Source organism: Bacillus sp. NTK034 (assembly GCF_017303275.1).
Taxonomy (GTDB): domain Bacteria; phylum Bacillota; class Bacilli; order Bacillales; family Cytobacillaceae; genus Cytobacillus.
Map to the genome: position 1 here is coordinate 115,575 of NZ_JAFKOJ010000007.1, position 14,133 is coordinate 129,707.

A 14,133-nucleotide genomic window follows, 5' to 3' on the forward strand; every position below is an offset into this window, starting at 1 on the left:
AAAGCTCGGAGACGTTATGCTTCGAGCTTTTTTTATCGCATTATTGTTGAAGATTGCACCCGATAGTTACACATAAAGACTTACACAGTAAGCCTTTATTTCTTGCGTTTTCGTTCTAAAAATATAGGTGCTATATTTAGTAAGATAGAAACAATTGTCAAGAACCAAAATGCCCTTGCCATACCAGGTATTACATCCGATAAAGCCGCCCAATCTTCCGTTTTTACCCACCGAGTTAGGTAACTGTAATCTGCACAAATTGTTAATGCTGTAAATGATAATGCCATTGCCATAGCGAGATTATAATCCTTTCCTGCTTTATACATATAAAGATTTATAAATGTTGTTACTATTGCAATAACCCCAAATATTACCCACATAACTAGACCTCCATATATTTTTATTTATGTCGTGTAATGCTAAACTGCCCCGTTTGTTAAATAAGAAAAAGCCACCTAGTTTGGCAGCTGATTCTGAAAATATTTGGCTATTGGATACCGTTAAAATCCGTAAATAAAGGCATATGATCACTTAATTTAATCCAATTTTCATGTTTCCCTACTTCCATTTTATTTAGCGATGATAGTATTTCTGTAGAAGTAAAAATATAGTCGATATGAAATGGTCTTGCAAATTCTTTTCGAAAATAGTGGGTAGGCTGTGTCTCATCACCATGCTCTTCGTTATAGAAATGATGATATGTACTAGTTATACCCCTACTTTTCAATAAATTGACAACATCCGTGTGAGTACCAACCCTCTTGATATGATCAAAGTTCTTATTGCTATTCCAATCCCCAGCAATAACACAGGGTTCATTCAACAAACTATCATAATATTTTAGGGCTAAATATATTTGACCAATGTAACTTTCAAATTTTGCTTTTATATTTTGTGACCATACCGCAAAGAGAATAAAATTCCGTTTTCCAGTTACCAACAACGGAATAATATAGCGAAAATCCTTGTTATATAAAGGGTGAAGTTCAATTTTATAATGTTCATTTAATGTAAATATACCAATCCCCTTATTAACTTTCTCACCAAACCAAAGGAATTGATTAACGTCCTGAGGTTTAGTTTGTCCCCATTTTTCCGGAGATTCGGATTCTGGAATAATTAAAATATCTGCTTGATAGGGTTTTAAGTGTTCCAATTTATCTCTAAAACGCATTGCAGCATTCCAAACAATTAGTTTCATTTTGATACTCCTATATATATTTAATAGTATTTAAGTACATATTTATTGGGATCTTGGTTACTTATTTTCGATAAGAACACATAAATTCCTTTAAATACTCAAGAGCAAAAGTAGAACCGATAAATAAGTTATTTAGTTTCGCTCTAATAAACAAGAGCCCTACTACTTGATATGTAATAAGGCTCTTAAAAGTTGTTTGAAATTGAAGTGATTTAAGATAATATTGTTGCTTAAAAGGATATTCGCACCCTATTGTTTAAGTACATTTGTTCACAAACTTAGCTTTATTACAGGAACGTTGCCCCGTTTTTTTATAAAGTTGAAAATATAAGGTGCTGTCAATGAGAGGCAACACCTTTTCCCGTTAACACCTTAATTTTTGCTAAGTTGGAAAAATACAGGGGCAGAATCAACATTTTCTATCCATACATATTGTTGTCCGTTTAAACCATCCCTTACCCATACAACTCCTGAATGGGCTTTTCCTTTATTACGAAACCAAGTAAGATTGGAACCCACAACTACAGGATCCTCATCGAGTTCATTATCTTTAGGAAAGGTAATCTGAGTCTGTTCTTCCGTTTTAATGTTGATTGTAAATAGGGATGTATACATTGTGGGAACAGACCCTTCATTCCACTCCTTGTTCTCCTTTGCACGAGCAACAATTACTTTATCCGGGGAGAACCACTCCAAATCAAGGTCAACATAACCTTTTGGTGTGAACTCTTTTTGCTGCCTGGAAATCGGAATGTCAGCAATCTTTGTTTTCTTGTTTTCGACGAAAAATCTTCCTTCTCCTGAGATGTAGGCTAGTTGATTAGCTTTAGGTGCCCACTTTATCCAGTCTTTGTACCACAGCATCTTCCCCACAACTTGAAAATTTTTTCCTTCTGAGGATAAAACGCATAATGTATTGCTATCATTTGCCCAGGAAGCAGTAGGTATCGCTAAGAAGCTGACCCAGTTTCCATCAGCACTCCACTTAAAGTAGTCAGCATCTATCGCAAATAAATCTGGTTCCTTTGTTTGAATAGTATAGAAAGTCTTTATTTTATCAGCATTAAGATTGGCATCAACCGGAACTCTGTAAAGAGGTATAGGACCCCATCCAGTAGGACGTATACTCGCTTGTGAGGAAACGATAAATTCTTTTCCATTAGGAAACCATTCAAAGCCGCTGACACCTAAAGAAACGTTCTCGAACCCTTCAGGACGGCTGTTCTTTGTTTTTGTAACATTTAATAAGCCCCGGTCATTGTATGCTAATTGATTTTTGACAGGCGACCATTTAAAGTCAGATGTTTCAACTCTTACATACGGCTGATAACTTTCTTTTTTCACCGTATCATAAATGAATAAATCTGATTTTTCACCCTGCTCGTCTCCATCTATATAACCAATAAACCGTCCGTCATAGGACCATTTCGGGGAATAAACGTAACGATCCTTTGTAATTTGAATTTCTTGGTCTCCCTTTTTTATCCATAACTGGTGATCACGGATAAAGGCGGCCTGAAGTGAAGATGCACTTACCATTTGGGAAAGTTGAAAACACATAAAGATTAATAATAGTAAAACTCTAACAATCAAGGTCATCCCTCCTAAGTATAGGATGACCAGGTAATATAGTTTGATTCCAACACATAGTTAAATTACAAAAGCTGGTTTAATACTCTTCATCCGAGAATTATTCATCCATAAACCTGCCCCTCTTTAGGACAATAAGAAAAGCCGCCTGAGATGGCAGCTGGTTCTTTAAGTAATGCACAGTTTGTTGAATAAGGTAATACCTCTTATTGAGACAAATGTTTGTAATCTAATATTTCAATCTTAAAATCATGATTACATTTCAGCTTATTAAGCTTTCCACTGTCACAGGATGGGGATACTCTTACCTTAACTAAATCTTCTTTATCATTATCATTATTTTTAGAAGGAATGAGAATTCTTACGGCAACATCATAAGAATGATTGTCATTGTAATTTATACCGACGATTCTTTGCCATTGCCAGTCAAAAAGGGTATCGCCCCCATACTCTTTAATTACTCTTTTATCAATAGTTGGAAACACAAGGTCTGAAACAATATCTTCAGTTGTCATATATATATCTTCTGCCTTTGGAATAGTTTCTGCTTTAACCATTTGTAAAGGAGTAAAAGCAAATAAAAAAATACCCAATAAGATTAAGTATTGTTTAACCAATAAAATTCACCCCTTATTCAGATTTACCGCTTAATATCCCTAATTTGTTATTCTTTATTCAACTAACCTGCCCCGTAGTTGAATAAGCCACCTTATCATTTCAACATAAATATCCAGAAACCTGCTTATCCTTTTTAACACACCAATTCGCATAGCAATTCAAATTGACACACTGACAATAACTTCTGTCACCCTGCTAAAAGGGTGATAATTCGAGTGCTAAAACACCCCTCAATTTTTGTAAAACCTTAATATATCAACAAAAGGAAGCAGTCCGATTCAGTTGCGAATTGGACTGCTAATTTGTATGCGAATTATGTTTTTGTACTCGAAAACCGAACCCGTTAGGCTTTCTTACGGGCGTTTATTTTTTGTTCAATAATTAAAGGGAAAAATAAATTATTTTTTTAATAAGCTTAAGGCAATGGTGCCAATAAGAGGTCTAATATCTGCGGATCTCTTCTGTGCAATTCGGAGTATAGAGCTAACCTTTTGTATTTCATCGTTACTTAATTTCTCAAATATCCACTCCACTAATTCGTCTGCTTCTATTGTATATTTTAACGTAGGAACATTAATTTTTTTTAGTGGCTTTATTTGATTGATAAGAAATTGCCTTTGTAATTTATCTAAACTAAAAGTTCTAGCTGATTTCTCTGTGTTCGAGATACGATTAGAAATTGCTTGTTGGTTCAGCAATTCTTTTCCTCCTCACTTCGATTTCGAATTTTTTTCCATTGTACTACTATGATTTGAATTCCGCGAATTCACAAGAATTAATGATAACAATTCTGGGACAATTGGTATATAATAGAATTATATTTTCTTAATTTTTTTTACTTAACCCATGCGGGATAAGTATTTCTGAATGAATGCACTTTATTAAAAGTGATTGACTTTACAAACTGCTCATGTAGCAGCTATGTCGATTGTTTTTAATAGAGTGTATTTTTTTATGCTCTTAAAACAACCATTACTTTTTAAGGAGGAAAAAAGTATGACTAACGAATTATCTATTTTTGATTTAGGGGTGGAACCAGTAGAAGAAAAAAAGGTTGAAGAGAAGAAGAACACTTCAGCCAGTAAAGGAGCAGCTACTGCTAAAACACCTGTTCAACCAAAGGAAGAAATAAAGGTAACTGCGGAATGGTCTATTCATTTTGCAACGGAACATTTTGTTGTTTCTGATTTTGTGGAGGAAATCCCAGAGGAAGGGATTACTTTAGAAGAGCTTCGAGTGGAGCTGGAGAAAAACTATTTTCAATTTACAGCCACTAGAACGAAGTGGGATGTCGGTGCGACACGTTGCCTTATAAGCTTTTAATTAAGCGAAATAGGCGATCCTTGTCAGCAACTTTAAAGGATTAACTTGCATTTCGAAGTTGGGAATGAAAGTCGTCATGTTGAACTGAAACCAACTGCCTAATACTCCTACATGCAATATAATCGGTAAATTATATTGTGTGAAGCTAGGTAAAGTCGGCTGAATCTAACCTAAACCTTATAGGCATGGTTAGGGATAGGTCGGGGCTCTATAAAATACTCATGGTGAGAATGTTTCTTTGATAGGAAACTGACGAATCTGCGAATGTACACGTCTAGACCCATAACGACTAGAAATAGTCGTCATGCTTAATGGCATGGTGAAATACCGAAAAGTAAGATTCGACGTTATGAAATTCGGAATAACCAACAATGAGGTTATAATTTCACAGGCGTATAGCCAGACACCTAAAAGTATATGTACAGATAGAAATGCAGGAACGTGGAAAGTAATGGACTTCATTTAAAGTATTTACCGATACGAAGGTTGCTATAAGGTTTCGGCCGAAGTGCATTTACCATTGCGAGAGCGGGGACACAGTACCGTTGAAATCATAGAAATATGATGGAGGGATAGTCCCTAGTCTATATTACTTTATGGTAGGAAATTACAAAGTAAATCCCACCTTTCAGGTAAGAAGGTGAGTTGGTATTAGTCCTAATAAGTAATAAGGAGTGATACTGCACCAGTGGGAACAAAGAGACCAGTAACTTATTACGACTTTGGGAATACTCAGAACGAGTTGTTCCGAAAAAGTTGTGATGGGAAAAAGTTTGAAAATCTGTACGAAATCATAATCTCAGAGGAAAATATACTACTGGCTTATAGATTGGTCAAATCCAATTCAGGTGCTAGGACCTCCGGAGCGGATAAAAAGACCATCGAGGACATAGCTAAAATGGATAAAGAGCATTTTGTCAATCATATAAGAGCAAACCTAGAAAATTACAAACCTAAAGCGGTCAAACGAGTCTGGATACCCAAAGCTGATGGAAATAGCAAAAGACCACTAGGAATACCAAGTATTATCGATAGGATAATTCAACAAATGTTCCTAAATGTGCTTGAGCCTATCTGTGAAGCGAGGTTCCATAAACACTCTTACGGTTTTAGACCCAACCGTTCCACACATCACGCTGTAGCTAGGGTGCAACACCTTATCAATAGAGGCAAACAATATTACACAGTTGATATTGATATTAAAGGCTTCTTTGATAATGTGAACCACTCACTCTTACTAAAACAAATGTGGCAAATCGGTATAAAGGACAAAAGAGTAATCGCCATCGTAAGTAAAATGCTGAAAGCCCCTATAAAAGGTGAAGGTATTCCTACCAAAGGAGTACCACAAGGAGGTATATTATCTCCTTTGCTTGCTAACATTGTACTTAATGAGCTAGATTGGTGGATCTCTGACCAATGGGAAACCTTTCAAACTCGTCACAGCTACACACAAAGGCATCATTATTATGCCCTAAAAACCAGCTCTAATCTTAAACCAGGTTATCTCATTAGATATGCTGATGACTTTAGGATAATGACCGACAGTTATGAACATGCTGTCAGATGGTTCCATGCTGTGAGCGATTTTCTTAAACATAGATTGAAACTGGATATTTCCGAAGAAAAATCCAAGATTATCAATCTTAAAAAGAAATTTACTAGGTTTCTAGGTTTTAAACTTAAAGCCGCTGCCAAAGGTAGTAAATGGGTTTGCCATTCTTACATTGACGATAAGAAGAAAGAACAAATCATCAACACATTAAGAGAAAGAATTTACAAAATACAGAGATATTCGAACGCTCAAAGTGCTACTGCATATAATTCAGTGGTACTTGGGGTTCAAAATTACTTCCGTTATGCAACACATGTAAGCAAAAGCCTAAAAGAAATACACCATAAAATTAGAATTACGATGAATAACAGGTTACAAAGATGTGCCCAGTATGATTATCCGACGGGTTTATCCAAGTCAGATACCTACACTAAATTTTATTCCACATCTTACAAAACCTACAAAGTAATGGGAGTCTATCTATACCCCATAAGTCTAGGTAGGACGAAGAATAACCGCTGTTATTCACAAAACGTAAATATCTATGAAGATGGAATAGGCTATTCTTGGGACACTGAATTAGTCAAACTTATGAAATCTAAGTTGCCAAACCGCTCTGTTGAATACACGGACAATAGGCTGTCCAAGTTTTCAATGCAGAAAGGTCTATGTGCAGTATCGGGTTTACCCCTTACACACGGCTTAGTACACTGTCATCACAAAACTCCGGCTAGTTTAGGCGGTACTGATAGGTTTGATAATTTAGTGGTTATCCATAAAGACATACACAAGCTCATACATGCTGTTAATGAGGAAGTCATCAATAAAACTCTAAGTAAATTCAATCTCTCTGAGAAGCAGATTATTAAACTAAACCAACTAAGGACACTTTGTAAACTCGAAGTAATCCCTATGTAAAGGTATAGATGGAACGCCGTATGCGGTGAAAGTCGCACGTACGGTGTGAAGTGGGGGAAAAGATGGCGATAACTTCAAAATCTTACCTATCACTATATAAGGAAAATAAAAGACTATTTCCAGATGCATTAGGAGCTGCAAAGGGGGCATTTTAATGTCCCTTGTTTCTTATTTTTGGAGAGTGACTGAATATTTTAGCCAGAGTGATAAAAGAGGAATTTCCTATATTGGTGCAGCTGATGGACAGATATATGAAGTGAGAGAGTCAATGATAGGAAAAATGGTGGCAAAGCCTCCTGCAATTCCTTCATTAGATAACTTAACGGAAAGATTTTCATTCAGGCTTCCTAAGATTCCAGGTCATATCTTTAATCAGATGTATTCTTTTTTCAAAGACTTCTGCTTAAGATCCGACGTGGAGGTTATGCTGCAGTTATATTTTGATACAGAAACGAAACGATATTTTCTAGAATGTCCGGTTCAGCATGTATCAAAGGTAAAAGTTCATGCTGAACTCGATCCTAAATATTTGGGTAGGAATTCGCTTCGCTTTATTCAAGTGGCCCAAGTACATTCACACAATTCCATGAGTGCTTATTTTAGTGCCACTGATAATCAGGATGAGAAAGCCTTTATGATTTATGGGGTGTTTGGATTGCTAAATACAGATACGCCACAAGCTAAGTTTCGAGTGAAAGGCAATGACACTGAGCTTGCTATCCCAATTGATCAGATTTTTGAATCTGGCGCTTTAGTGGAGGTACCATATCCTGCTGAATGGGAAACAAGAGTGAAATATCAATGATGGAAGAAGGGAGGAACTCTCTTCTTCTTTTTTAAGGAGGAATTATCATAATGGGTTTAAAGTTGTTTAAAGAGAGTAATGTAAAGCCTCACTATTTCATCGTACAGGTGGGTGCAGGAGCAAATGGCAGCCACTTTATTCGTTCTCTCTGCCAAGATATTGCTACATACGGTGTCCAAAAAACGTTCTCTTATCATCAAGTTGGTCCTTTCGAATATACCATGTATGTTTGTGATGCTGATGAAGTTGAAAAGAAAAATCTTAAGAATCAGCTTTTTGATGAGGAGGATGTAGGTTCATTTAAAGTAGATGCTTTAAGAGAAAGATATTCGGAACATTATAATGTCCCGTTTTCTTCAGTCCCTCAGTATGTGACGGACTTGGAGTTCTTTCAAAAGTTATTTACTTTCCCTAAAGAAAATAAGCGGATTATTCCAGTATTAATAGGGATGGTTGATAATAATCGAAGCCGGCAGCTGATGGATGAGTTCTTTCACAGCAATTATTTAGATGATCTTATCTATATTGATGCGGGAGTAGAGGGCGTTTACGTTGTTCCAGGAAAAGAGGAACGCCAATATAGTCAAATGGAAAAACAAATTGCGGCCAACTCAGGTTTTAGCGGTCAGATCGTGGTGGGTTTCAAAAGGAACGGCCAAGTATTCTTGCCGCCAGTTGGAAGGGTTTTTGAGGATATCTTGACGGATGAAGAAACGGCTTTTCCTGGTCAATCATGCGGGGAAGCAATCATCAATAATCCTCAAAGATGTGCGACAAATAAATTTGCCGCTCAAATTGCAAACAATATCATGAACACGCTGTTTCATACCAATGAAATTGGGATTCATGCTGTAGATTTCAATGCAAAAATGTGTGGGGCAAACCCTACTTATGTCTCAAAGGACATTCAGAGAGAATATAACGCTTTAATTCAAAAATAAAAACTTTTTAAGGAGAGATTAGAATGGCACATTTAGCTTTATATAGAAAGTATCGTCCAAAAGGTTTTGATCACCTTATTGGTCAGGACCATATCAAGAAGACTTTACTAAACGCATTAAATCAGGACTCAATTTCACATGCTTATGTTTTCTCTGGTCCCCGAGGTACTGGTAAAACCAGCTCAGCTAAATTATTTGCGAAAGCTGTTAACTGTACCAGTGGAGTAAATGGAGAGCCTTGTGGAGCATGTGATATATGCTCTGATAATAATCCCGATATTATTGAAATTGATGCCGCTTCAAACAATGGAGTGGATGAAATTCGAGAGTTAAGGGATAAAATCGGTTATACACCTGTATATGGAAAATACAAGGTTTATATTATTGATGAAGTGCACATGCGTGCGACACGTTACTCTATAACTAGCTCTTGCTAGGAAAAGAGTGGGCTTGATTTTAAATCAAGTTACAACTGATAAATGGATGTTAGGAATGATATCATCATGCTGATTGAAACTAACAACTTGATACTCCTGCATGCTTTAGCGATAGATAGAATCGTTTTAGTGTGAAGCCAGGTAAAGTCGGCTGAATCGAACCTAAGTCACTTTTAAAGTGATATGGAGAGAGATAGGCCGGAGTGCTACAAAATACTCATGGTGAGAATGTCTCTATAGAGAGACTGACGAAACCCGCGAATGAAAGAGTCTAGAGGACTAACCTAATCGAAAGATAGGTCTTGCAAGTACAAGGTAAGTTACCGAAAAGTAAGATTGCATGTTATGAAATTCGGGATAATCAGCGATGAGATTATAAACTTACAGGCTCAAAGCGGACACCTAAAAGTATATGTACAGCTACATTTATCGGAACGTGGAAAGCAGAGAACTCCACAAAATGACTATCATCAGGAGTTTGCTATAAGTTCAACTACGAACGAAATGCATTTGTCTCTGTGAGAGTAGGGGTACAGTACCGCTGAAGTTATGGAAACATAATGGAGAGATAGCCCCAAGTCTGACTACTAGCAATTAATACGACAAAACAAGTAGAAGCTCATAATTCTGGTAGGAAGGTGAGTTAATCACTGAAAGAAGGTGATGCACCTATGAGCGCAAATGGCGTAAGATACAAGCAATATTACGAGTTTGGGGAAATTCAAAAAGAACTCTTTGAATCTAGTAAAACTGGAGGCAACTTCAAGGATTTACTCGAAATTATCCTATCGGATGAAAACATAATGCTTGCATATAGGAACGTCAAAAAGAACTCTGGCTCCAAAACGAAAGGAACTGATGGATATACCATCATTCATCTTGCTGAGAAAGATAAGGAATCTTTCCTTACCGAAATCAGAAGAACCTTAACCAATTACAAGCCACAGAGCATTCGGAGAGTTTATATCCCTAAACACGATGGTACGAAACGCCCTTTGGGGATTCCTACTATTAAGGATAGAATCATCCAACAAATGTTCTTACAAGTTCTTGAACCCATATGTGAAGCAAAGTTTTACAATCACTCTTACGGTTTTAGACCCTTACGATCAACTCGACATGCTATAGCAAGAGTGCAAACTCTTATCAACATCAATAAGTTACACTATACAGTCGATATTGATATAAAAGGTTTCTTTGACAATGTGAATCACAATCTTCTCATTAAACAACTTTGGAATATTGGAGTAAAAGACAAAAGAGTATTAGCAATAATCTCGAAAATGTTAAAAGCCCCAATACAAGGAGTAGGTATCCCATCAAAGGGAGTACCGCAAGGAGGAATTCTATCTCCACTCTTATCAAATGTTGTTCTAAATGACCTCGACCAATGGGTTGCAAATCAGTGGGAATCCTTCGAAACTAAGCATAAATACGCTGGTAACGATGTTAAGATTTACAATCTAAGACGAGCCTCACAACTAAAAGAGGGGTACATTGTGAGATACGCAGACGACTTTAGAATAATGGCTAGAGACCACAAAACTGCATGGAAATGGTTTTATGCAGTTAAAGGCTATCTTAAAGATAGACTTAAACTCGACATTTCCAAAGAAAAATCTAAGGTTATTAACCTCAGAAAACGCAGTTCTGTATTTCTGGGCTACAAAATTAAAGCCGTCCCTAAGAGAAAGAAATTTGTTGCTAAAACAAATATTGCCGATAGAAACGTTGAGCAAATCAAAACTAGACTAAGAGAACAAATTAAGCGGTTGAAGAAGCACCCAACTCCCGAAAACGTAGCTCTTTATAACTCAGTAGTATTAGGAAGTCAGCAATTCTTCAAATATGCTACTCACGTAAATAAAGACTTCGAGAAAATTGAATTTAACTTACTTAAAGCACTCAGAAGAAAACTAAAGAATGTCGCAAGTTATGGATATATAAAGGTTGAGAAATCATCGACTTATTATAGGTTGTATGGTTACAGAAGGAAAAAGACTTACTCCTTTAAAAAGGCAGGATATCTATTTCCTATCTGTGGTGTTAAAACACAAAACAACCTTAACTTTTCACAAAGTTTAAATCCATACGACACTCCTAACGTCTTTTCATGGGACCTGGAACTAGCAAAGCTAATGAAAGCAAACATTCCAAATCGCTCCATTGAATATCTTGATAACAGACTTTCAAAATACTCAATGCAAAAAGGTAAATGTGCGATTACAAATATGCTTCTCACGGCTGACGTAGCCCACTGTCACCATAAGTTACCCGTTTCTCTAGGTGGTACTGATAGCTTTGCTAATCTGGTCTTTGTACATAAAACGGTGCACAGACTAATCCATGCTATCAAACCAGAAACGATTAACAAATACATCAAAATTCTGAGCCTTAATGCAGCACAAATACGTAAGTTAAATCAATTAAGAGCCCTTTGTAAACTTGAAAGTATTTAATTGACATAGAGTTAGATGGAGCGCCGTATGCGATGAAAGTTGCACGTACGGTGCGGAGCAGGGGAAAAGACGGAGATAACCTCAAAGTCTTACCTATTGCTATTTACGATTGGAGCTTTTAATGCATTATTGAAGACTCTTGAAGAACCTCCAAAGCATGCTATCTTCATTCTTGCTACAACCGAACCTCATAAAATCCCATTAACTATTCTTTCACGATGTCAGCGTTTTGACTTTAAACGGATCACGGATAAAGCGATAATGGACAGAATGAAATATATAGTGAAAGAAGAAAATGTTGAGGTTGATGAACAGGCTCTGGAAATCCTGGCAAGAGTTGCTCAAGGCGGGATGCGGGATGCGTTAAGTATGCTTGACCAAGCAATCTCCCATTCTGAAGGAAAGGTAACTGCAGCTGATGTGATTGACCTAACTGGGTCTGTCGATATAGGAATGATTGGAGAAATGGTTAATGCAATTGAACAAAAGAATATTTCAGTAGTATTGGATCTATTAGATAAAACCATCGAAACGGGTAAGGAGCCCAAGTTTTTGTTAGAAGATCTATTAGCCTATTACCGGGACATCCTTGTATATCGCAGGGTGGGGGAAAAGGCAAACTTAACAAAAGCGTTGACAGACCAATCGTTCAAAGGGATTGCTCGTTCGGTTAATGTAGGAAGGGTATATGGCATTATTGAAATCCTTTCGAAATGCCAGTCTCAAATAAAGTTCAGCGGCCAAGATAAAGTTATTCTCGAGGTAGCGTTAATTAAGGCAGCTGCAGATAATCCACTTGATGAGTTGGAATCCTTGAAACAGGAAGTAGAAAATCTAAAGAGGACGCTGGCAAGTGGTCAATTCTCAGTAATGGCTGAAGAGGTAGCAGTTGGTAATGCAGTGGACAACAAACCAGAACAAAAAATTGAGTCTCGGGAAATGACTGCTAAATTGGATGAACAAATCCCAGTTGAGGATGAAGTTGAAGCTTTTGTCCGGCAAATGGACGGGGAAAGCGTTAGCTGCCCATCCAAAGAAGAGTTCAAGCCGTCAAATCTTGAGAAAGAAATCATGGAACTTTCTGGTGAATTAGAAGTTCAAGGAGAACAGGAGAATCAAGTGGAAGAAACCACTGTTTCTGACTCTGCAGATGAAACTATTGAAGCAGATATAGATCCATTGGATCTACTTTCAATGATTGAAAATGATTTGAACGGTAGGGATGAAAAATCCTCCATGGAGCAAGATTCTGTACTTCTGCAGGAGAATTCAAAACAGGAAGAAGACAATTTTAACCTGAATACTAATGAGGAACCAGCTCAATTCTTTGACCAATTTAAAAAAGATATGGAAGAAGGTGCTGAATATATTCAGGTGATTGATGACGATAACTTAGCATCTGACGAATTAGTTCCTCCTGAAGATCTAATTGACTTACCAGAGACACAACCGGAGGAAAGAACCGTTACAGAATCTCCAAAGCTAAAAAAGGTTTTAGGTATCTGTTCAGTTGCAAAGAAAGAGTATAGAGAACAGTATAACCAAAATCACGAAGAGATCCTGTCAACATTGAAGGCAGAGCGTATGCAGGTAATGGCTCTATATAGAGAGGCCACTGTGCGTGCAATTAGTGCACAACACATAGTCGTCACAATGCCCACAAAGGCAAAAGTAAAACTGCTTGAAAAAGTAATGAACAGAAGTATTGTTCAAAGTGTTATAGAAGAAGTGTTAGGATTATCATTAGAGCTTATCGTAATTGATGAAGAAGAATGGAATCTAATTAAAAAAGAGTTTAAGAAGTAGCACAATAAATTTCATCTAAATCGATTAAGGAATGATTCATAATGGGGCAATTAAGCCAGGAAGATATTAATACAGATCTCTTTAATGAAGTTGTAAGATTGAAAAGTGAGCTGGCAGAATCGAAAAAAAATATTGATAGACTTGAAAAGGCATTAATGAAAATTCATTCATGCTCAAGTTCATTGAATGGAAGCGATATTCATTGGTTAACTCTTGAAGCATTGAAGGATAAAAATAGTTATTACGAGGAGAGGTACAGGCTCATTGAGGCGGATGTTCAATTTAGCAGTATTCCTCGTCCTGACTATTCCAAAATGACTAATGAACAGATTGCCAAGAGAACTGAAATGATAGACCAAACATTTGAATGGTTATTCTCTACAGAAGAGAATCACCAATAAGTTTAAAAGCGAAGCCTTGGAAAAATCCAAGGCTTTTTGGCATTTTTGGTGTTTTCTGTAAGTTGAATATGATAGAATA

General features: G+C 36.8%; 12 protein-coding genes and 1 pseudogene. 8 read left to right on the plus strand and 5 right to left on the minus strand.

Annotated elements, in window-relative coordinates; translation table 11 throughout:
* Window positions 1-95: 95 nt before the first annotated feature.
* The 5 genes from JI665_RS19260 to JI665_RS19280 all read right to left on the minus strand — a co-directional run bounded on the left by JI665_RS19260 (window position 96) and on the right by JI665_RS19280 (window position 4,107).
* Window positions 96-380, minus strand: a complete 285-nt coding sequence (locus tag JI665_RS19260) for a hypothetical protein (protein ID WP_206842930.1) — start codon at window positions 378-380, stop codon at window positions 96-98.
* A gap of 107 nt (window positions 381-487) precedes the next feature.
* A complete protein-coding gene (locus tag JI665_RS19265) occupies window positions 488-1,201 on the minus strand; it encodes an endonuclease/exonuclease/phosphatase family protein (protein ID WP_206842932.1) in 714 nt (237 codons plus the stop codon).
* A gap of 372 nt (window positions 1,202-1,573) precedes the next feature.
* The gene (locus JI665_RS19270; protein WP_139266909.1) at window positions 1,574-2,794 is read right to left on the minus strand and encodes a translocation protein TolB; all 1,221 of its coding nucleotides are present in this window, start codon (window positions 2,792-2,794) and stop codon (window positions 1,574-1,576) included.
* Window positions 2,795-2,997: 203 nt separating this feature from the next.
* Window positions 2,998-3,408: a hypothetical protein gene (locus tag JI665_RS19275; protein WP_211202638.1), complete on the minus strand. Its 411-nt coding sequence runs from the start codon at window positions 3,406-3,408 to the stop codon at window positions 2,998-3,000.
* A gap of 399 nt (window positions 3,409-3,807) precedes the next feature.
* The gene (locus tag JI665_RS19280; RefSeq protein WP_206842940.1) at window positions 3,808-4,107 is read right to left on the minus strand and encodes a hypothetical protein; all 300 of its coding nucleotides are present in this window, start codon (window positions 4,105-4,107) and stop codon (window positions 3,808-3,810) included.
* Window positions 4,108-4,405: 298 nt separating this feature from the next.
* On the opposite strand from JI665_RS19280, the gene JI665_RS19285 reads away from it, so the two are divergent.
* From JI665_RS19285 to JI665_RS28670, 8 genes and pseudogenes are all read left to right on the plus strand, one after another.
* Complete coding sequence (locus tag JI665_RS19285) at window positions 4,406-4,732, plus strand: hypothetical protein (RefSeq protein WP_206842942.1); 327 nt, start codon at window positions 4,406-4,408, stop codon at window positions 4,730-4,732.
* Window positions 4,733-5,420: 688 nt separating this feature from the next.
* Complete coding sequence (gene ltrA / locus JI665_RS19290; protein ID WP_035332922.1) at window positions 5,421-7,205, plus strand: group II intron reverse transcriptase/maturase; 1,785 nt, start codon at window positions 5,421-5,423, stop codon at window positions 7,203-7,205.
* 181 nt (window positions 7,206-7,386) lie between these two features.
* Window positions 7,387-8,010 (plus strand): hypothetical protein, encoded by a 624-nt coding sequence (locus JI665_RS19295; RefSeq protein ID WP_206842945.1) that lies wholly within the window; start codon window positions 7,387-7,389, stop codon window positions 8,008-8,010.
* Window positions 8,011-8,060: 50 nt separating this feature from the next.
* On the plus strand, window positions 8,061-8,951 hold the full coding sequence (locus tag JI665_RS19300) for a ThiF family adenylyltransferase (RefSeq protein ID WP_206842955.1): 891 nt from the start codon (window positions 8,061-8,063) through the stop codon (window positions 8,949-8,951).
* 23 nt (window positions 8,952-8,974) lie between these two features.
* Window positions 8,975-9,361: pseudogene (locus JI665_RS19305) on the plus strand (AAA family ATPase); the annotation flags it as partial.
* Window positions 9,362-10,059: 698 nt separating this feature from the next.
* The gene (gene ltrA, locus JI665_RS19310) at window positions 10,060-11,847 is read left to right on the plus strand and encodes a group II intron reverse transcriptase/maturase (protein WP_206842972.1); all 1,788 of its coding nucleotides are present in this window, start codon (window positions 10,060-10,062) and stop codon (window positions 11,845-11,847) included.
* A gap of 39 nt (window positions 11,848-11,886) precedes the next feature.
* The gene (locus JI665_RS19315; protein ID WP_206842974.1) at window positions 11,887-13,653 is read left to right on the plus strand and encodes a hypothetical protein; all 1,767 of its coding nucleotides are present in this window, start codon (window positions 11,887-11,889) and stop codon (window positions 13,651-13,653) included.
* A gap of 41 nt (window positions 13,654-13,694) precedes the next feature.
* Window positions 13,695-14,054 (plus strand): hypothetical protein, encoded by a 360-nt coding sequence (locus JI665_RS28670; protein ID WP_235192320.1) that lies wholly within the window; start codon window positions 13,695-13,697, stop codon window positions 14,052-14,054.
* Window positions 14,055-14,133 lie beyond the last annotated feature (79 nt).